Raw genomic sequence first — 19374 nt, 5'->3', positions numbered from 1 at the left:
CTCTCGGGGCGTTACGTCCGTCAGGACGAAGATACGCGAGAAGTCCCCTGGGACAGGGGGACGAATCGTGGAGTTCGTGCCTCCCGGCGTTCACGCCAGACTGTCCCGCCATGCCCGGTGCAGATCCGCGAACCGGCCCGTGCCCGCGATGAGTCGGTCCGGGCTGCCGTCCTCGACGATCCGTCCGTGCTCCATGACGAGCACGCGGTCGGCGATCTCCACGGTCGACAGCCGGTGTGCGATCACCACCGCCGTACGGCCCTTCAGGACCGTCGCCATCGCCGCCTGCACGGCCCGTTCGCCCGGGATGTCGAGCGAGCTGGTCGCCTCGTCGAGGATCAGCACCGCCGGGTCGGCGAGCAACGCCCTCGCGAACGCGACCAGTTGGCGTTGCCCGGCGGAGATCCGGCCACCCCGTTTCCGGACGTCCGTGTCGTAGCCGTCGGGCAGGGCGCTGATGAACTCGTGGGCGCCGATCGCCTTCGCCGCCCGCTCGATCTCCTCCCGGCTCGCGTCGGGACGCCCGATGGCGATGTTCTCGGCGACCGTGCCGGAGAACAGGAACGCCTCCTGCGTCACCATGACCACCCCGCGCCGCAGTTCGGCCATGGCGAGGTCGCGCAGGTCGACGCCGTCGAGGAGGACCCGGCCGGCGGTGGGGTCGTAGAAGCGGGCGAGGAGCTTGGCCAGCGTGGACTTGCCCGCGCCGGTGGAGCCGACGACCGCGACCGTCTGCCCGGCCGGCAGGGTGAGGTCGAAGGGGGGCAGCACCTCGCCGCCGGTGCGGTAGCCGAAGCCGACCCCGTCGAACACGACCTCGCGGCCCGGGAGTTCGCTCCGGCGGGCCGGAAGCTCCCGGGGCACCGACGGCTCGGGCACGGACGGCGTCTGCGCGAGCAGGCCCGCGATCTTCTCCAGCGAGGCCGCCGCCGACTGGTAGGAGTTGAGGAACATGCCGAGCCGGTCGATCGGGTCGTACAGCCGCCGCAGGTACAGCACCGCCGCCGCCAGCACCCCCAGCTCCAGCGAGCCGCCCGCGACCCGGTACGCGCCCCACAGCACGATCCCCGCGACGGCCGTGTTGGCGACCAGCCGGGAACCGACGACGTATCGCGCCATCTCCAGCAGCGCGTCACCGTTGGTCCGCTCGTGCCGCCGGTTCAGCACCCGGAACTCGGCCTCGTTGACGGCCTCGCGGCGGAACGCGCGCACCGGACGGATGCCGTTCATCGTCTCCACGAACTTCACGATCACGGCCGCGATCGCGGTGGACCGCACCCGGTACACCCGCCCGGCGCGCTGCCGGTAGACCCGGACGAGGAGATACAGCGGCACGAACGACGCCACCGCGACGGCCCCCAGCCCCAGGTCCAGCCAGAGCAGCATCGCCGAGATGTAGAGGAAGGACAGGATGACGGTGACCAGCTCCTGCAGACCCTCGCTGAGGAGCTCGCGCAGGGACTCCACGTCCGTCGTGGAGCGGGAGATGAGCCGGCCCGAGGTGTAGCGCTCGTGGAAGTCGATGCTCAGCGCCTGCGCGTGCCGGAAGATCCGGCCCCGCAGGTCCAGCAGCACGTCCTGGTTGACCCGGGCGGAGGCGATCAGGAAGGCGTACTGCAGCCCGCCGGAGGCCAGCGCGCACACCAGGTATCCGACGGCCACCGCGACCAGCGGCCCGTGGTCGTCGGCCCGGAACGCCGGTACGGCGCGGTCGATGGCGTACGCCACGAGCAGCGGTCCCGCCTGCACGGCCGCCTGCTGGAGCAGCAGCAGGAGCGTGGTGAGGGCGACGCGCGCCTTCATCGGGGCGAGCAGGGAGCGCAGCAGCGCGGCGGTGGCGCCCGGCGGGGTGGGCAGGACGTCCCGGTCGAAGGGGTCGCCGGTGTCCTTCGTGTGGGGGAGGTCCTCCTCGTCGGTGGTGGGGGAGGAGGTGGTGGGGGTGGTCATCGGCGGTCGGCCTCCTGTTCCCCGAAGCGCTCTCTGGACTGGTCTCCCGACTGTTCTCCGGAGTGTTCTCCGGACATGAGGTGGGCGTACTCGGCGTTGCTCCGCAGGAGTTCGTGATGAGTGCCGACGGCGGTGATCCGGCCGCCCGACAGCAGGGCGACGCGGTCGGCGAGCAGCACCGTGGAGGGGCGGTGGGCCACGATCAGCGCGGTGGTGTCGGCGAGGACCTGCCGCAGCGCGGCCTCCACGGCGGCCTCCGTGTGGACGTCCAGCGCGGACAGCGGATCGTCGAGCACGAGGAACCGGGGCTGCCCCACGACGGCCCGCGCGAGCGCGATCCGCTGCCGCTGGCCCCCGGACAGACTGAGCCCCTGCTCACCGACCTGCGTCCGAGCACCCTGCGGCAACGCATGCACGAACTCGGCCTGCGCCACGCCCAACGCCCGCTCCAACGCGGCGTCCCCGGCACCGTCACCGGCGCCCATGAGCACGTTCTCCCCGACACTCGCGGAGAACAGCGTCGGTTCCTCGAAGGCGACGGCCACCCTCGCGCGCAGCTCCTCGCGCGGCATCCCGGCGATGTCCTCCCCGTCGAGCGTGATCCGCCCCGAGGTCACCTCGTACAACCGGGGAACAAGCGCGGTCAGGGTCGTCTTCCCACTCCCGGTGGCCCCGACGAGGGCCATGGACTCACCGGGCCGGATATGAAGATCGACCCGGTCGAGGACGGGCGGGGACCCGGGATCGGCGTCGGGATACCGGAAGACGACGTCGTCGAACCGCAGCCCGGCCCGCGTGGCCGCCGGTACCGGGCCGCGCTCCCCCTCCCCCGACACCGGCGCCGGTCCACCGGAACCCTCCGGCTCCTCCGGCTTCGCGTCCATCACCTCGAAGTACCGCTCCGTCGCCGTCGCCGCCTCCTGGCTCATGGCCAGCAGAAAGCCGATCGAGTCCACCGGCCACCGCAACGCGAGCGCCGTGGACAGAAAGGCGACCAACGTCCCCGCGGACAACTCCCCGTCCGCCACCTGCACCGCCCCCAGCACCAACGCCGCCCCGATCGCGACCTCGGGCAGGGTCACGATGACCGCCCAGATCGTCGCCAGCAGCCGAGCCTTGCGCAGCTCCGTCCCCCGCAGCGTCCCCGACAGCTCCCGGAACGCCCGCGCCTGACTGCGATGCCGCCCGAACCCCTTGATGATCCGGATCCCGAGCACACTCTCCTCGACGACCGTCGTCAGATCCCCCACCTGGTCCTGCGCACGCCGCGCCACGACCGCGTACCGGTGCTCGAAGACCACGCACATGACGACGACGGGCACGGCCGGCCCGAGGATCACCAGCCCCAGCGTCCAGTCCTGCAGCAGCATGATGACCACGCCGACAAGGATCGTCACCCCGTTGACCAGCAGGAACGTCAGCGGAAAGGCGAGGAACATACGCAGCAGCATCAGATCGGTGGTGCCCCGGGACAGCAACTGCCCCGAGGCCCACCGGTCGTGGAAGGCGACCGGCAGCCGCTGCAGATGCCGGTACAGATCCGCCCGCATCTCCGCCTCGACATGCGACAGCGGCCGCGCCACCAGCCACCGCCGCGCCCCGAACAACAGCGCCTCCGCGAAGCCCAGCAACAGCAGGTACAGCGCGCCCAGCCAGACACCCGCCGGGTCCCGGTCGGCGACCGGCCCGTCCACCATCCACTTCAGGACGAGCGGGATCACCAGCCCCGTACAGGAGGCCACGATCGCGACGAGAGCGGCGGTGAACAGCCGTACCCGCACCGGCCGCACATACGGCCACAGGCGCAGCAACGTCCGCACCGCGGAGCGGTCCTTGGTGGTTGCACGTGTCGTCGACATCACGGGCGAGCCTACGGACCGCCACTGACATCGCCCACCGAGTTTTGGCCCGACCGGACTCGGGCGTTGGACCTACGACCTGCGTGTTCGACATCCCGAAATCCAGCGGCGGGAGTCAACGTCGCACCCCGGGATCACTCGATCGGATGGCCATGCTGGAACCGGCCGCCGCCCTGGCCCTGATCACCCGGCTGGAGTTCCCGAGGCGTGCCCTCAGCGGTCCGCGACCCGCATCTCGAACCACGTCGTCTTCCCCCGGGGCAGCAGATCGACCCCCCACCGGTCGGCGAGCTTGTCCACGAGGAACAGGCCCCGGCCGCTGATGTCCATCTCCTGGACCGGCATCAGACAGGGCAGTCCCCGTGAGGGATCGCGGACCTCGACACGGATCCAGCCGCGACGACGGCGCAACCGCAGGCCGAAGACACGGGCTCCGGTGTGGCGGACGGCGTTGCCGACGAGCTCGGACACGAGCAGGACGGCTTCCTCGGTCATCTTGGGGGTGAGCTGCCACTGGCGGAGGACGACGACCTGGGTGAGCCGGCGGGCGGTGGCGGCGGACTCGGGGCGGGACGGCAGTGGAACCTCCGCCTCCGTCGGGTTGCCGAACAACTCCAGCGCCTTGAGCGCTCGTTCGTCCTCGACCGCAGGCGACCAGCGTGCCGCGGCCACACGCCCGTGCCCTCGCGGCTGTTCGAAACCCTCCAGCCCCGCCATGCCCCCATCATGGCCGTCCGGGGACTCCTCCGTGGCGGTTCCAGGGGAATAGACCCCCCGGAATGCATCATTCCGCACGATTCGGTTGGCATGTGCCAGAGGCAGTACGGGGCCCGGTAAACCGTCGCCGACCTGCGGGGACGGCTCGTCCGAAGGCACTCGGCAGGCTCCCTCGACAAGGCGGGCTTAAGGGCGCCTTAAGGTTCCCATAAACCGCCCCATCGAGGGACCCGAATCAGACACCCCGTCAATTGCAAGCGGTTCCACGGAGATTGAAGGAGAGGAGTCTCACAGGAACTTCGCCTTCCCCGGCCCCTCCTCCACGAAGCTCCGCATGCCGATCTCGCGGTCGGCGGTCGCGAACAGACCCGCGAACCAGTTCCGTTCGACGGCGAGCCCCGTCTCGATGTCCGTCTCCAGACCCGTGTCGATCGACTCCTTCGCCGCCCGCAGCGCGATCGCCGGACCCTGCGCCAGCTTCGCCGCCCACGCGTGCGCCTGCGCGTACACCTCCTCCGCCGGGACCACCCGGTCCACCAGGCCCAGCGTCAGCGCCTCGTCCGCTTTCACCATCCGGCCCGTGAAGATGAGGTCCTTCGCCTTGGACGGGCCGATCAGGCGCGAGAGGCGCTGGGTGCCGCCGGCGCCCGGGATCAGGCCGAGCAGGATCTCCGGCTGGCCCAGCTTCGCGTTCTCCGCGGCGATCCGGAAGTCCGCGCACAGCGCCAGCTCGCAGCCGCCGCCCAGCGCGTAACCGGTCACGGCCGCGACCACCGGCTTGGGGATGCGGGCCACCGCCGTGAAGGACTCCTGCAGGGCACGGGCGCGCAGGACCATCGCCGTGTGGTCCATGTCCTGCATCTCCTTGATGTCCGCGCCCGCGGCGAACACCTTCTCCCCGCCGTACACCACCACGGCGCGGACGTCGTCACGCCGCCCCGCCTCCTCGGCGAGCTCCTTCAGCCGGTCCTGGGTGGCCACGTCCAGCGCGTTCATGGGCGGGCGGTCGAGGCGCAGCGTGCCGACGCCCTCGGCGACTTCGAGATTCACGGTCATGGCAGCAGGTTAACGGGCACTAACGGTTACCGGGTCGGTGCGGTCGATCACACTCGGCCGGGGGTCTGGGGGTTGCCCCCAGGCGGACGCAGCACGGGCGCTGACGGTTACCGGGTCGGTGCGGTCGATCACACTCGGCCGGGGGTCTGGGGGTTGCCCCCAGGCGGACACAGCACGGGCGCTGACGGTTACCGGGTCGGTGCGGTCGATCACACTCGGCCGGGGGTCTGGGGGTTGCCCCCAGGCGGACGCAGCACGGGCGCTGACGGTTACCGGGTCGGTGCGGTCGATCACACTCGGCCGGGGGTCTGGGGGTTGCCCCCAGGCGGACACAGCACGGGCACTGACGACAAGGGCCCGGTGCCGTCTGTCACAGCACCGGGCCCTTGTCGGGCGGGACCTACTTCGTCCACTCCGCCCACGAGAGGTTCCAGCCGTTGTAGCCGTTGGCCGGGTCGACCGTCGGGTCGGTGGAGTTCTTCACGACCACCACGTCGCCGATCATCGAGTGGTTGAAGAACCACGCGGCCGGGACGGAGCTGTCGTAGCCGCCGCGCACGTCCCGCAGGCCGATGCAGCCGTGGCTGGCGTTGTAGTTGCCGAAGGCGTCGCCGCCCCAGTAGTTGCCGTGCACGAACGTGCCGGAGTTGGTGAGGCGCATGGCGTGCGGGACGTCCTTGATGTCGTACTCGCCGTCGTAGCCGACCGTGTCGCCGTTCATGCGGGTCACCGTGAACTTCTCACTGATGACCATCTGGCCGTTCCAGGTGGCGTAGCCGGGCTTGCCGGTGGTGACCGGGATGGTCTTGACGACCTTGCCCTCCTGCATGACCTTCATCGTGTGCTTCTTGGCGTCCACGACGGTCACCTGGTTGCGGCCGATGGTGAAGGAGACGGTCTTGGACTGCTTGCCGTAGACGCCCTTGCGGCCCTCGACGCCGTCGAGGTTCAGCTTCACCGTGACCTTGGTGCCGGCCTTCCAGTACTTCTCGGGACGGAAGTCGAGGCGGTCGTTGCCGAACCAGTGGCCCTGGACGTCGACGGCCGGCTCGGTCTTGATGCTGATGGCCTTCTCCACGTCCTCCGGCTTGGTGATGCCCCGGGTGAAGCGGACCGAGAACGGCATGCCCACACCGACCGTGGAGCCGTCCTCCGGCGTGAAGTTGCCGATGAAGGTGTTCTCCGGGGTCAGCGTGGTGAAGCTCGCGTCCTCGGCGGCCGTACGGCCCTCGGCGTCCTTCGCCACCGCGTGCACCTGGTACTTCGTGGCGGCGGCCAGATGCGTGCTCGGGGTCCAGCCGGCGCCGTCCGCGGAGATGGTGCCGGGGACCGCCGTGCCCTTGGCGTCCTTGACGACGACCTCGGTCAACTTGCCCTTGGCGGCGGTGACCTTGAGGACGCCGCTGGTGTCGACGTCGGTGGCGCCGGTCTTCGGCGCGATGCTGACGACGGCCTCCGACTGCTTGCTCTCCGCGGCACCGGCGCCGGAGCCGCCGTTGCCCTTGCCCTTCGCCGAACCGGAGTCCGGGTCCCCACCCCCACCGCAGGCCGTGACGGCCAGCAGCAGCCCTCCGACGATCAGCGCCAACCGCTTGTTGCGGCCGCGCGAGCGCCCGCCAACCGACGCCCCCGATATCGGTCGCACGTTCAAATTCGTTCTCCCCTCCCCCAGGCCGGTCAGGCCCGCGCGCAGGCACGTCCCCTGCGCTGCGCGCATATTAACCTCAAGGTCATCGGCCCTGGCGACCCCCAATTGTCACCGTTCAGTCCCAACTTCGACCTTGGGAGGAAAGGGTCACTTAACGGCACTGCCCGCCTTCCATTCCTCCCAGTCCATGTTCCAGCCTCCGAGCCCGTTGTCGGGAGCCACTTCCTTGTCCTTGCTGCGGACGACCTCGACCACGTCCCCGATGAGACTGCGGTCGAAGAACCAGCCGGCGGGCGTGTCCGAACTGCCGCCCCGCACATCCCTGAGGCCCACGCATCCGTGGCTGAGATTGCGCCGCCCGAAGGCGTCCGGCGACGCCCAGTAGTTGCCGTGCAGGAAGGTGCCGGATTCGGTCAGCCGCATGGCGTGCGGCACGTCCGGGACGTCGTACTCGGCCTTGCCGTTCTTCTTCGTGAAGCCGACCGTGGCGCCGTTCATCCGGGTCAGCTCGTGCATCTCGGTCACCACCATCTTGCCGTTGTACGTCGTCGTCTTGGGCGCCCCGGCGGTGATGGGCACGGTGGCGAGCAGGTCGCCGTCGCGCCACACCTTCATCGTGTGCCGGGCGGCGTCGACGACGGAGACCTGGTGGCGGCCGACGGTGAAGGAGAACGTCTTGTCCTGCAGCCCGTACACACCGGGCGCGCCCTCGACGTCCCGGAACCGCAGGGCGACGGTGACCACGGTGCCGGGCCGCCAGTAGTCCGCGGGGCGGAAGTCGAGGCGGCCGTTGCCGAACCAGTGCGGCCGGATCTCGACGGCCGGCCGGGACGTCACCTGGACCGCCCGTTCCACGGCCGCGCGGTTCTCGATCTCCCGGTTGAACTCCAGGGAGACGATCATCCCGGTGCCGACGGTGGCCCGGTTCTCGGGTGAGACGTACCCGATGAAGCGCTCCTCGGGGACGTCCGTGGTGAAGGTGGCGTGGCGGGCCGAGCGGCGGCCGTCGCCGTCGAGGGCCACCACGTCGATCGTGTAGCGGGCGGCGAGCGCGAGCCGCTTCTCGTCCGGACGCCAGTTCCGCCCGTCCGCGGAGATCCTGCCCGGCACCACGCTCTCCTGTGCGTCCTGCGACTTGACGACCTTCACCGACTCCAGCCGCCCGTCGGGCACCCGCACCCTGAGCCCGTTCTCGGGCCGCGCCTCCTTCGTACCGTCCTCCGGCGTGATGCGGATGACGTCCTCGGGCGCCGGCGGTTTCCCGAGCATCCGGTCCAGCCCACTGCTCCGGTCCCCGGTGCAGCCGGCGGCTCCTGCCAGCAGTCCTGCCCATGTCAGTACGGCGGCCAACACGGCCCCCGCGCGCCGTGCGCGCCGTTGTACGTGCCTCACACGGTGCCCAACGACGGGCCCCGCTCCGGGGAAACGTGAGTGCGAGGCACGCTCTGGGCAGAACAGGGGGGAGGACGACGCTACGGGGAGCCGCGGCCGGGACGCCGTTTGCCCTCGGCCCGCGTCGTGCCATGAGCCGCAGGAGGCGGAACGGTGTCCAGCGCAGCCGAGCAGGAGACGGTGGCGGAGCAGCGCACGGCTGCCTCCACCGTCGTGAACGGGGCACAGCGCAGGACGCCGGGCGTGCCCGTGTGGCCGGGCGCGCCCATGCCGCTCGGCGCCCGCTTCCGGGTCGGCCCGGACGGCGTCGCGGGCACCAACTTCGCACTGTGGGCGGGCGGCGCGGAGGCGGTCGAGCTGTGCCTCTTCGACGAGCACGGCCGGGAGACCCGCGCCCGGCTCACCGAACTCACCCACGAGATCTGGCACGGCTTCGTCCCCGGCGTGATGCCCGGCCAGCGCTACGGCTACCGGGTGCACGGCCGCTGGGACCCCTGGACCGGCAGCCGCTGGAACCCGGCGAAGCTGCTCCTCGACCCGTACGCCCGGGCCGTCGACGGCGAGTTCGGTCTGCCGCCCGAGGTGTACGGGCACGTCCGTGACTGGCCCCAGCAGCAGGTCGCGGACACCGTGCGCGACGAACGGGACTCGGCGCCGTACGTCCCGAAGGGCGTCGTCGTCCACGATGACGACGACTGGGCCGACGACCGCCGCCCCAAGACACCGTGGGCGGACTCGGTCCTCTACGAGGTGCACGTGCGCGGCTTCACGATGCGGCACCCCGGGATCCCGGAGGAGCTGCGGGGCACGTACGCCGGGCTGGCGCACCCGGCGGCCGTCGACCACCTGGTGAAGCTGGGCGTCACGGCGGTCGAACTGCTGCCGGTGCACCAGTTCGCCCACGAGGACCACCTGTTGCGCAAGGGGCTGCGCAACTACTGGGGCTACAACTCCATCGGCTACTTCGCCCCGCACGCCGCCTACGCCTCCTCCGGGACGACCGGCCAGCAGGTCGGCGAGTTCAAACGGATGGTGCGCGCGCTGCACGCCGCCGGGATCGAGGTCATCCTGGACGTGGTCTACAACCACACGGCGGAGGCGGGCGAGCTGGGCCCCATGCTGTCGCTGAAGGGCATCGACAACCGTGGCTACTACCGCCTCCAGCCGGACGCCCGTCGGTACGCCGACTACACGGGCTGCGGCAACACCCTGCACGTGGTCCAGCCGCACGTCCTGCGCCTGATCACCGACTCGTTGCGCTACTGGGTGACGGAGATGGGGGTGGACGGCTTCCGCTTCGACCTGGCGGCGGCGCTGGCGCGCTCGATGCACGACGTGGACATGCTGTCCCCGTTTCTCGCGGTCATCGCGCAGGACCCGGTCCTGCGACGGGTGAAGCTGATCGCCGAGCCGTGGGACGTGGGCTCGGGCGGCTACCAGGTGGGCGCCTTCCCACCCCTGTGGACGGAGTGGAACGACCGCTACCGCAACGCCGTACGGGACTTCTGGCGGCACGCGCTGCCGGACGTACGGGAGATGGGATACCGGCTGTCGGGTTCGAGCGACCTGTACGCGTGGGGTGGGAGGCGGCCGTACGCGTCGGTCAACTTCGTCACGGCGCACGACGGTTTCACCCTGCGCGACCTGGTGTCCTACGAGCGCAAGCACAACGAGGCCAACGGCGAGGGCAACCGGGACGGCACGGACGACAACCGGTCCTGGAACTGCGGGGCGGAGGGGGAGACGGACGACGAGCGGGTGAGGGCGCTGCGCCGACGTCAGCTGCGCAACCTGATGACGACGTTGTTGCTGTCCACGGGCGTGCCGATGCTGGTCGCGGGGGACGAGATGGGGCGGACGCAGCGGGGGAACAACAACGCGTACTGCCAGGACAACGAGATCGGTTGGGTGGACTGGGGGCTGCTGGAGGAGCCCGGCTGGACGGCGCTGTTCGATCTGACCTCCCGTCTGATCGCCCTGCGGCACCGCCATCCCGTGCTCCGTCGCCGGGCGTTCTTCTCCGGGCGGGCGCACTCGGTGGACGGACTGCGGGATCTGGCCTGGTTCACGGCGCGGGGGACCGAGATGACGGAAGGGGACTGGTACGCGCCCGCGGCGACGCTGGGGATGTACCTGTCCGGGCGGGACATTCCGGGGCGGGACGAGCGGGGGGCGCCGATCACGGACGACAGCTTCCTGGCCGTCCTGCACGCGGGGGACCACCCGGTGAACTTCGTGCTGCCGGGGCCGCCGTGGGCGGAGCGGTACGAGGTGGTCGTCGACACGTCGAGGGAGGAGCAGGGGGAGGTGCCCGGGGTGACGCACCGGGCGGGGACGGAGGTGACGGTGCCGGCTCGGGCGGTGGTGTTGCTGCGGGTGGCGGACTAGAAACGCCGACAAGTTCCCGCCCCCGCCGCCCCTACCCTTCCCATCCCCCAGGGGCTCCGCCCCTTCGACCCCGTCAGGGGCTCCGCCCCTTCGACCCCGTCAGGGGCTCCGCCCCTTCGACCCGTCAGGGGCTCCGCCCCCTGAACCCCCGGGGCTTCGCCCCTTCAACCCCGTCAGGGGCTCCGCCCCCTGAACCCCCGGGGCTTCGCCCCCTGAGCCCCAGGCAGGGCTCCGCCTCTTCGACCTCGGCGGGGCTGCGCCCCTGCACCCCTCGCGGGGCTGCCGCCCCGCACCCCGCTTCGGCCCTGAACGGGCCTCGCCCTCAAACGCCGGACGGGCTGAAATGCCCTGACCGGGCGCTCGGCAGGCGCCCCCGGACGGGCTGAGTTGCCCTGACGGGCGTTCGGTGGCTGATGCCGGACGGGCTGAGTTGCCCCGTCCGGCGTTCGGTGGCTGACGCCGGGCGGGTTGGGCTGGCTCGGCTCTCGACCGGTCGAGTCGGGGTGGGGGTCCCCTGCGCGAGGGCAGCCGAGCGTGAGGGGAGGGTGAGCCAAGGTCGGGGGGCTGGGGGCGGAGCCCCCAGGGATGGGACGGGTAGGGGCGGCGGGGGCGAAAACATCGCTCTGTCCTCGACGCCCCTCCCGACGTCAACCGGGTGAATGACCAGTTTTGTCACATGTTGCCCCTTAAATGGTGCGGTGACTTCCACCGACAACGGGTCCGTCGTGAGCCTGCACTCCGGGTACGCGGACACGGTCGCCGCGCTCCCCTCCGTCCTGGCCGAACTCCACCGCCGCGGACTGCGCGCGGTCACCACCACGGAGTTGCTCAGCTGATGCACCGCTACCTGCACCGCAACCTTGTGACAAGCACCCTCCTCGCCGGCGCCGTCCTCGCCGTCCTCGCCGCCTGCGGCACCGATCCCAGGGGCGGCGTGGCCAAGGACACCGAGGCCACGAAGGCCACCAAGGCCGCGGTCCCGGCCCCGGCGAAGAAGCAGACCGTTCCCGGTCTGCCCGGCATGCCCCCCGTCCTCGACCCCAAGGACGTCTACGCCGCCGACCGCCCGGGCCGGCTCTCCCCGGTGGTCAAGGACTTCCCGTCCCGGGTCTACGTCCCCAACACCGAGTCCGACACGGTCTCCGTCATCGACCCGAAGACGTACAAGGTGATCGAGACCATCCCGGTCGGCCACCAGCCCCAGCACGTCGTCCCGTCCTGGGACCTGAAGACCCTCTGGGTCAACAACAACCGCGGCCACACCCTCACCCCGATCGACCCGAGGACCGGCAAGGCGGGCGAGCACGTGGAGGTGCACGACCCGTACAACCTCTACTTCACGCCCAACGGCAGGTACGCCGTCGTCATGGCCTCCCTCGACCGCGAACTCGTCTTCCGCGACCCGCACACCATGAAGCGGCTCAAAACCGAACCGGTCACCTGCTACGGCGTCAACCACGCCGACTTCTCCCTGGACGGCCGGTACTTCATCGTCTCCTGCGAGTTCAGCGGCGAACTGCTCAAGGTCGATACCGAGAAGATGCAGGTCGTCGGCCAGCAGAAGCTCCCCTTCGAGGGCGCCATGCCACAGGACGTGAAGATCTCACCGGACGGGAAGCGGTTCTACATCGCGGACATGATGGCCGACGGCATGTGGGTCCTGGACGGCGACAAGTTCACCGAGCCCACCCTCCTGCCCACCGGCAAGGGCTGCCACGGCCTGTACGTGAGCCGCGACTCCCGCGAGATGTACGTCTCCAACCGCGGCGAGGGCTCCGTCTCCGTCTTCGACTTCACGCAGAACAAGCTCACCAAGAAGTGGCGCCTTCCCGGCGGCGGAAGCCCCGACATGGGCGGCGTCTCGGCGGACGGCAAGGTCCTGTGGCTGTCCGGGCGGTACGACGCCGAGGTGTACGCCATCGACACCCGCACCGGCGAGCAGCTCGCCCGCATCCCGGTCGGCAGCGGCCCGCACGGCCTCGCCGTCTACCCGCAGCCGGGCCGCTACTCGCTCGGCCACACGGGCATCTTCCGCTGAGCCGCCCCGCGCCACGGGGCCCGGCACCGAGCCGGCTCACGGGCAGGCGGTGAGCAACGCCTCCGCCCCCACCGGGACGTACCCCGCCGCCTGGAACGCCCGCATGCTGCGGGCGTTCCCCGGCGCCACCTGCGCCCACAGCGGCTCGGTGACGAGATGCCGGGCCGCGGTCACCAGCGACCGCCCCAGCCCCCGGTGCCGTACGACAGCCCCCCGCGCGCAGCGCTCGTCCACCTCGACCGACACCTCCAGCCGGCCGGCGATGCCGCGCCCCAACACCAGCACCCCGCCCTCCGCCGTCCAGACACGCACGTCGTCACGGCGTCGGCGGGCGTACACCGCGCGCGGGTGCCCCGCGTCCTCGACCTCCGTCAGCGCGAGTGGCGGCGCGCCCGACAGGGGCGAGCCGACCAGCATCGCGTCGACGGTCTCGGTCGTCCGCCCCGTCCGCTCCATGAAGGCCGCCAGGAACCGCGGGTTCATGGTCGCGGCCAGCGCGTCGCACTCCATCGCCGCCAGCGTCTCGTACACCCACCGGGGGTCCTCGTCGGTGAAGACGACGGAGTGCGCGGTGAAGGAGAGCACGCCCGCGTCACGGAAGGAGGCCTGGGGCACCACCGTCGTACCGCCGTCCGTCGGCGGGAAGACGCCCCGCGCCGCCGCGTCGAGAATGTCCCGCAACGTCTCCACAGCGCCCCCGAGATGCTCCTTGAGTCTCCACCCACTGGAAGGCCCAGACTCACAGACATGATCGACGACGGCACCGGACTCTTCACCATCGGCGAGCTGGCGCGGGCCACCGGACTGACCGTGCGCACCATCCGCTACTGGTCCGACGAGGGCGTCCTGCACCCGGTCACCCGCTCCGCCGGCGGCTACCGGCTCTACGACGCCGAGTCCGTCGCCCGCCTGGAGCTGATCCGCACCCTGCGCGAGCTGGGCCTCGGCCTGGCCCACGTCCGTGAGGTGCTGGCCGGGGAGACCACGGTCGCGCAGGTCGCGGCCGCGCACGTGGCCGCGCTGGACGCGCAGATCCGCTCGCTGAAGGTGACCCGTGCGGTGCTGTCGACCGTGGCGCGGCGCGGTTCGACCGCAGAGGAGATGACCCTGATGAACAAACTGGCCCGGCTGTCGGCGAGCGAGCGCAGGCGGATCGTCGAGGAGTTCCTGGAGGAGATCTTCGACGGCCTCGACACGGCCGACCCCGACATCCGCACCCGGCTGCGGTTCCACGCCGCCGAACTGCCGGACGACCCCACCCCCGAGCAGGTCGACGCCTGGGTGGAGCTGGCCGAGCTGATCCAGGACCCGGAGTTCCGGGCGCTGATGCGCAGGATGGTCGAGTTCAACGCGGCCGACCCCGGGCCGGAGGTCCCGGCGGGCACCTCCCTGTGGTTCATGAGCCGTCTGGTGCAGCTCGCGGGCGAGGCGCTGCGAGGCGGCGTGGCCCCCGACGCCCCGGAGGCCGACGAGGTCCTGCGCGACCTCCTCGGCGACGGCGACCGGGCCGCCGTACTGGAACGGCTGACCGCCGCCTCGAACGAACGGGTCGCCCGGTACCGCCAGTTGTCGGCCGTCGTGAACGGACTGGGGGCCCAGCCCTCCTACGAGGAGGAGTTCGCATGGGTGGTCGCCGCACTGCGCGCTCACCCGGACCGTTAATCTGACCTGCGTCAGTACGACGGCAAGCGAGAAAAAAGGGGCGGATCGGTGGCGGACATCGAAGAGGCGCGCAAGCAGTTCCAGCGGATCGACACGGACGGTGACGGCTTCATCACCGCGGCCGAGTTCAAGACGGCCCTCGCTCAGGCGGGCGACTGGAACGTCACCGAGTCGGTCGCCGAGGCCGTCATCAAGTCCCGCGACCTGAACGGGGACAAGGTCCTGTCGTTCGACGAGTTCTGGTCGTACCTGAGCAAGTGACGCACGCGGGAGGGGCGGCCGGCAGGTGCCGCCGGGCGTCCCTCCCGGTCAGGCGGTCCGCCTGCGGTACTGCCCCGGCGCCACCCCGTACTCCCGCTTGAACGCCTTGGCGAAGGCGAACTCCGAGGTGTAGCCGGCGCGTTCGGCGACCTGACGCAGCGGCAGGTCGTCGGCGCGCAGCAGCCGGCCCGCCGTCGTCATGCGCCACCAGGTCAGGTACGTCAGCGGCGGCTCGCCGACCAGCGCGGTGAACCGGCGTGCGAAGGCCGCCCGCGACAGCCCGCCCTCGGCGCCGAGTTCCGCCACGGTCCACGAGCGCGCCGGGTCCGCGTGGAGGGCGCGCAGGGCCGCGGAGACCGCCGGGTCGGTGAGGGCGGCGGCCCAGCCCGCGGCGCGTCCGGCGCCGCGCTCCTGCTCCCACCAGGCGCGCAGGATGTACAGCAGCAGGGTGTCCAGCAGCGCGGTGACGATGGCGTCCGAGCCCGGCCGGCCCTCCTCCAGCTCCATGCCCAGCAGCTCCACCGCCGCGCGCAGCGAGCGGTGCGTGCCGACGCGGGCGGGCAGGTGCACCACCTCCGGGAGCTCCGCGAGGAGACGGTGGGCGCGGGAGCGGTCCAGCTGATGGACACCGCACAGCAGCACGGTGTCCGCGCATCCCGGCCCGCTGCCCGTCGACGGCTGTCCGGGCCACCGGCCGTCCGGCCCGGGCCGTACCTCCTCCAGCGGTACGTCGAGCCCGCTGGCCAGCGCGTGCCCGTGCCCGTGGGCCAGGAACACCACGTCCCCGGCCGCGAGCGCGACCGGCTCACCCCGGGCCGGCAGCAGCCAGGCCGACCCCCGCAGCACCACATGGAACCCGGCGCCGTCCGAGGGCGCGAACCGGACCCCCCAGGGCCCGACCCTGTCCTGGCGGGAGGAGTGCGGGCGTCCGGTGCGCATCGCGGCGACGGCGTCGCTCAGTACGTCCATGTCCGTACCGTAGACCGCACGTCGGCCTGGTGAGACGTACGGACAGAAAACCGATACCGGCGAACATGGAGCGTCTCGTGTTCCCGGCCTAGCGTCGACGACATGTCAACTTCCGCACGCACCGTGCTCTTTCACGAAATCGGCGGCCCCGAGGTCCTCACCGTCGAGGAGGTCGGCCTGCCCGACCCCGCCCCGGGGGAGGTCCTCGTCCGCGTCGAGGCTCTGGCCCTCAATCGTGCCGAAGTCCTCTTCCGCGCCGGGCAGTACTACTACCAGCCCACCCTGCCCGGCTCCCGCAACGGCTACGAGGCGGCCGGCGAGGTCGAGGCGGTCGGCGAGGGCGTGACGTCCTTCGCCCCCGGCGACCTCGTGATGTCCGCGGGCAACTTCGAACTCAGCGCCCACGGCGTCCACGCCGACCGCGTCCTGCTCCCGGACACCGCCCTCGTCCCACGCCCGTCCGGGACGGACGCGATCACCGCGGCCGCCGTCTGGCTCACCTACACGACCGCCTACGGCGCCCTGGTCGAGCGGGCGGGCATGACCCCCGGCGACCGCATCCTGATCACCGGCGCGTCCAGCGGCGTGGGCACCGCCGCGATCCAGGTCGCCCGCCGGGCCGGCGCCGTCCCGATCGTCACCACCCGCACCGAGGCCAAGCGGCAGCGGCTGTACGAGCTGGGCGCGGAACATGTGATCGTCAGCGAGGACGAGGACGTGGTCAAGGAGACGAAACGGCTGACCGGCGGCCGCGGTGCCGACATCGTCCTCGACGCGATCGGCGGCGCCGGCTTCGCCGCCCTGGGCGAGGCGGTCGTCGAGGACGGCACGCTGGTCAGCTACGGCTGGCTGGACGAGCAGCCCATCCTCCTGCCCCGCCAGTGGCCCCTGACCGTGCACGGCTACGCCAACTTCGCGGTCACCGACACCGAGGCCGGCCGCCACCGCGCCTCCCACTACGTCAACTCCGGCCTCACCGACGGCACGCTCCGCCCGGTCGTCGCCGAGGTCTTCGAGGGCCTGGACCACATCCGGGACGCCCATCGCCTGATGGAGTCGAACGCGCAGGTGGGCAAGATCGTCGTACGGGTCTGAACGACGCCCGTGAGGGGGGACGGGGCAGGAATACCCCAGGAGGGCGCGGGGTTGATGACGCGCAGAAGCATGCACGTGCATGAACGCGATCCGGAAGGGCAAGGCCTGTCATGAAGATCGGCATCATCGGCGCGGGCAACATCGGCGGAAACCTCACCCGGCGGCTCACCGCCCTCGGCCACGAGGTCTCCGTCGCCAACTCCCGTGGCCCGCACACCCTCAAGGCCCTGGCCGAGGAGACGGGCGCGACCCCGGTCAGGGCGGAGGAGGCGGCAGCCGGGGCGGAGATCGTCGTCGTCACGGTCCCCCTGAAGGCGGTCCCGGACCTCCCTTCGGGTCTCCTGGACGGCGCGGCCGAGGGCGTGGCCGTCATCGACACGAACAACTACTACCCCCGCCAGCGCGACGGCAGGATCGCCGCGATCGAGGACGAGGGCCTCACCGAGAGCCGCTGGACGGAACGCCACATCGGCCACCCGGTGATCAAGGCCTTCAACGGCACCTACGCCCAGGACATCCTGGACCGCCCCCGCCCGGCCGGCGCCCCCGACCGCATCGCCCTGCCCGTGGCCGGCGACGACGAGGCCGCGAAGGCGAAGGTCCGAGCCCTCATCGACGAGCTCGGCTTCGACACCGTCGACGCGGGCGGCCTCGACGACTCCTGGCGCCAGCAGCCCGACACCCCCGTCTACGGCCTGCGCGCCGGCGTCGCCGAGGTCACCAAGGCCCTGGCGGAGGCGAGCCCGGAGCGCACGCCGGACTTCCGTGGGTAGGGCCTGCTAGACGATCCGCAGCGGCTGGTGCGGCCCGTCCGGCAACTCGACGGTGATCGGGTCCCCGGGCCGCACCAGGCCCCCGCTCAGTACGACGCTCATGATCCCGGACTTGAACGCCGGGCGGCCGTCCCTGTCACGGCCGACGACCTGCTTCATCAGCCCCTTCTGGAAGGCGTCGATCTGCGCGCAGGGATTCCGCAGCCCGGTCACCTCGACCACCGCCTGCGCCCCCAGCCTCAACCGAGCGCCCACCGGCAGCCCCAGCAGATCGACGCCCCGGGTCGTCACGTTCTCCCCGAGCTCACCGGGCCCCACCTCGAACCCGGCCTCCCGCACCTCCTCGAACAGCTCCGCGTGGATGAGGTGCACCTGCCGAAGATTCGGCTGCGAGGGATCCTTCTCCATCCGGAACCGATGCTTCACGGTCGCCCCGGCGTGCACGTCCCCCTCCACACCGAGCCCGGCGATCAGGGTGATGCTGTCGCGGTTGGGCTTGGTGAAGCTGTAGGTGCCGTTACTGCTTACAGCAGTGACCGACCCGCTCATTCCAAGAAGCTCCCCTCTTCCGACGGCTCCTGGTGAACCGCAGGTCAGAGCCTACGGCCGATCTGCTCGACGAGTCGGAACGGGGTCTTGGCCGGCGGGCACTGCGGACTAACTGCCACCCACACCGAGCAGCCGGGTCTGGCCGTCGAGTGCTGCCCGGTACTCGGCTTCCGCTGCTGCCAGGTCGCCCCGCTGGCCGAGCACCCACGCCAGTGCGTGCCGGGTGTACAGGGTGTGCGGATGGTCGCTCCCCAGCATCCGTGAACGGTCCTCCAGCACGGCCCGGTACTCCGCCTCAGCCGCCGCCAGGTCGCCCCGCTGGCCGGCGATCCAGGCCAGGTTGTGCCGGGTCCACAGGGTGTCGATGTGATCGGTACCGAGGATCCGTGAGCGGCCTTCGAGGACCGCCCGGTATTCCGACTCGGCCGCTGCGATGTCACCGGCCAGGCCGGTGAGCCGCGCACGTTCGAAACGCAGCCTCAGGGCAGCTCGACCGTCGGAGGGCAGCGAGGCGCACACCGCCGTGGCGCGATCGACCGTGGAACAGTGTGGGGGGTTTCGCAGCGCTGATGACCGCCGCCGCGGATGCGCAGGTATGTGCCGTGGCCTCTGTCGCGGGGTTCGACCTCGGTGCGGTCGGGGCCAGATGCCGGGTGGACCCCGTAACCCGGGCCGCGTTCGTGACTGCGTTCGAAGGGGAGTTGCTTCCGCTGCGGGGCACGAGCGGGGAGGCGCTGGTGTCGGAGAGGGAAAGCACCGGGATCGACTGGAGCCTCGCCGGGCTGGACCCGCGACTCGCTGACCGGCCCGTACTCCTGGTCGGCGCGGGTCGGGACGAGGCGGCCCCGGTCCAGATCCACCATGAACCCCTGGTCGCCGCGTACCGTACGCACACGGTTCCCCGTCTCGATCATCAGGTCTTCATGACGGATCACTCTCTGTCCGACCACCGCGTGGCGCTGGCCAGGGTTGTGATCGACTTTCTCGACCGGAGCATGGGTGCAGCGAGGTAGCCGCGGC

17 protein-coding genes and 1 pseudogene are annotated in these 19374 nt (G+C 71.2%); 8 read left to right on the top strand and 10 right to left on the bottom strand.

Features of this window, described 5'->3' with window-relative positions; all coding sequences use genetic code 11:
- Positions 1–90: 90 nt before the first annotated feature.
- The 6 genes from IE263_RS18090 to IE263_RS18065 all read right to left on the bottom strand — a co-directional run bounded on the left by IE263_RS18090 (position 91) and on the right by IE263_RS18065 (position 8619).
- The gene (locus tag IE263_RS18090) at positions 91–1947 is read right to left on the bottom strand and encodes an ABC transporter ATP-binding protein (RefSeq protein ID WP_189937600.1); all 1857 of its coding nucleotides are present in this window, start codon (positions 1945–1947) and stop codon (positions 91–93) included.
- A complete protein-coding gene (locus IE263_RS18085) occupies positions 1944–3806 on the bottom strand; it encodes an ABC transporter ATP-binding protein (RefSeq protein ID WP_189937598.1) in 1863 nt (620 codons plus the stop codon). The genes IE263_RS18090 and IE263_RS18085 overlap by 4 nt, the downstream gene beginning before the upstream one ends.
- A gap of 213 nt (positions 3807–4019) precedes the next feature.
- Positions 4020–4523, bottom strand: a complete 504-nt coding sequence (locus IE263_RS18080) for an ATP-binding protein (protein WP_189937596.1) — start codon at positions 4521–4523, stop codon at positions 4020–4022.
- A 288-nt stretch (positions 4524–4811) separates the two neighbouring features.
- On the bottom strand, positions 4812–5579 hold the full coding sequence (locus IE263_RS18075) for an enoyl-CoA hydratase/isomerase family protein (protein ID WP_189937594.1): 768 nt from the start codon (positions 5577–5579) through the stop codon (positions 4812–4814).
- A gap of 400 nt (positions 5580–5979) precedes the next feature.
- Positions 5980–7230 (bottom strand): L,D-transpeptidase, encoded by a 1251-nt coding sequence (locus IE263_RS18070; protein ID WP_229911029.1) that lies wholly within the window; start codon positions 7228–7230, stop codon positions 5980–5982.
- Between the two features lie 144 nt (positions 7231–7374).
- On the bottom strand, positions 7375–8619 hold the full coding sequence (locus IE263_RS18065; RefSeq protein WP_189937590.1) for a L,D-transpeptidase: 1245 nt from the start codon (positions 8617–8619) through the stop codon (positions 7375–7377).
- Positions 8620–8772: 153 nt separating this feature from the next.
- Here IE263_RS18065 and glgX point away from each other — a divergent pair, with 153 nt between their 5' ends.
- The 3 genes and pseudogenes from glgX (at position 8773) to IE263_RS18050 (ending at position 13045) form a co-directional block, all read left to right on the top strand.
- Positions 8773–11007 (top strand): glycogen debranching protein GlgX, encoded by a 2235-nt coding sequence (gene glgX, locus IE263_RS18060; RefSeq protein ID WP_189937588.1) that lies wholly within the window; start codon positions 8773–8775, stop codon positions 11005–11007.
- A 716-nt stretch (positions 11008–11723) separates the two neighbouring features.
- Positions 11724–11843 (top strand): annotated as a pseudogene (locus IE263_RS18055) (polysaccharide deacetylase family protein); the annotation flags it as partial.
- Entirely contained in the window at positions 11843–13045 is a 1203-nt protein-coding gene (locus tag IE263_RS18050) for a YncE family protein (RefSeq protein WP_189937586.1), read from the top strand. The pseudogene IE263_RS18055 and the gene IE263_RS18050, both read left to right, overlap by 1 nt.
- 36 nt (positions 13046–13081) lie before the next feature.
- Here the strand turns inward: IE263_RS18050 and IE263_RS18045 are convergent, their stop codons facing one another.
- Positions 13082–13735, bottom strand: coding sequence for a GNAT family N-acetyltransferase (locus IE263_RS18045; protein WP_189937584.1), 654 nt, complete (start codon positions 13733–13735; stop codon positions 13082–13084).
- Between the two features lie 57 nt (positions 13736–13792).
- On the opposite strand from IE263_RS18045, the gene IE263_RS18040 reads away from it, so the two are divergent.
- On the top strand, positions 13793–14707 hold the full coding sequence (locus IE263_RS18040) for a MerR family transcriptional regulator (RefSeq protein ID WP_189937582.1): 915 nt from the start codon (positions 13793–13795) through the stop codon (positions 14705–14707).
- Positions 14708–14755: 48 nt separating this feature from the next.
- Positions 14756–14968 (top strand): EF-hand domain-containing protein, encoded by a 213-nt coding sequence (locus tag IE263_RS18035; protein WP_189937581.1) that lies wholly within the window; start codon positions 14756–14758, stop codon positions 14966–14968.
- Positions 14969–15016: 48 nt separating this feature from the next.
- On the opposite strand, the gene IE263_RS18030 is transcribed toward IE263_RS18035, so the two are convergent.
- Complete coding sequence (locus IE263_RS18030) at positions 15017–15937, bottom strand: AraC family transcriptional regulator (RefSeq protein WP_189937579.1); 921 nt, start codon at positions 15935–15937, stop codon at positions 15017–15019.
- A gap of 102 nt (positions 15938–16039) precedes the next feature.
- On the opposite strand from IE263_RS18030, the gene IE263_RS18025 reads away from it, so the two are divergent.
- On the top strand, positions 16040–17032 hold the full coding sequence (locus IE263_RS18025; protein ID WP_189937577.1) for a zinc-dependent alcohol dehydrogenase family protein: 993 nt from the start codon (positions 16040–16042) through the stop codon (positions 17030–17032).
- A 110-nt stretch (positions 17033–17142) separates the two neighbouring features.
- A complete protein-coding gene (locus tag IE263_RS18020) occupies positions 17143–17805 on the top strand; it encodes an NADPH-dependent F420 reductase (protein WP_189937575.1) in 663 nt (220 codons plus the stop codon).
- Between the two features lie 6 nt (positions 17806–17811).
- Here IE263_RS18020 and IE263_RS18015 read toward each other — a convergent pair whose 3' ends face one another.
- Positions 17812–18354 carry an MOSC domain-containing protein gene (locus IE263_RS18015; RefSeq protein WP_189937573.1) on the bottom strand — a complete coding sequence of 181 codons (543 nt, stop codon included), beginning with the start codon at positions 18352–18354 and terminating at the stop codon, positions 17812–17814.
- Positions 18355–18462: 108 nt separating this feature from the next.
- Positions 18463–18873, bottom strand: coding sequence for a tetratricopeptide repeat protein (locus IE263_RS18010; RefSeq protein WP_189937571.1), 411 nt, complete (start codon positions 18871–18873; stop codon positions 18463–18465).
- A 50-nt stretch (positions 18874–18923) separates the two neighbouring features.
- Here IE263_RS18010 and IE263_RS18005 point away from each other — a divergent pair, with 50 nt between their 5' ends.
- The gene (locus IE263_RS18005) at positions 18924–19367 is read left to right on the top strand and encodes a hypothetical protein (protein WP_189937570.1); all 444 of its coding nucleotides are present in this window, start codon (positions 18924–18926) and stop codon (positions 19365–19367) included.
- Positions 19368–19374: the final 7 nt, after the last annotated feature.

Source organism: Streptomyces aurantiogriseus (genome assembly GCF_014649375.1).
Classification (GTDB): Bacteria; Actinomycetota; Actinomycetes; order Streptomycetales; family Streptomycetaceae; genus Streptomyces; species Streptomyces aurantiogriseus.
Note: the sequence above shows the minus strand (reverse complement) of the source record. Positions and strands in the feature narration are given on the sequence as shown.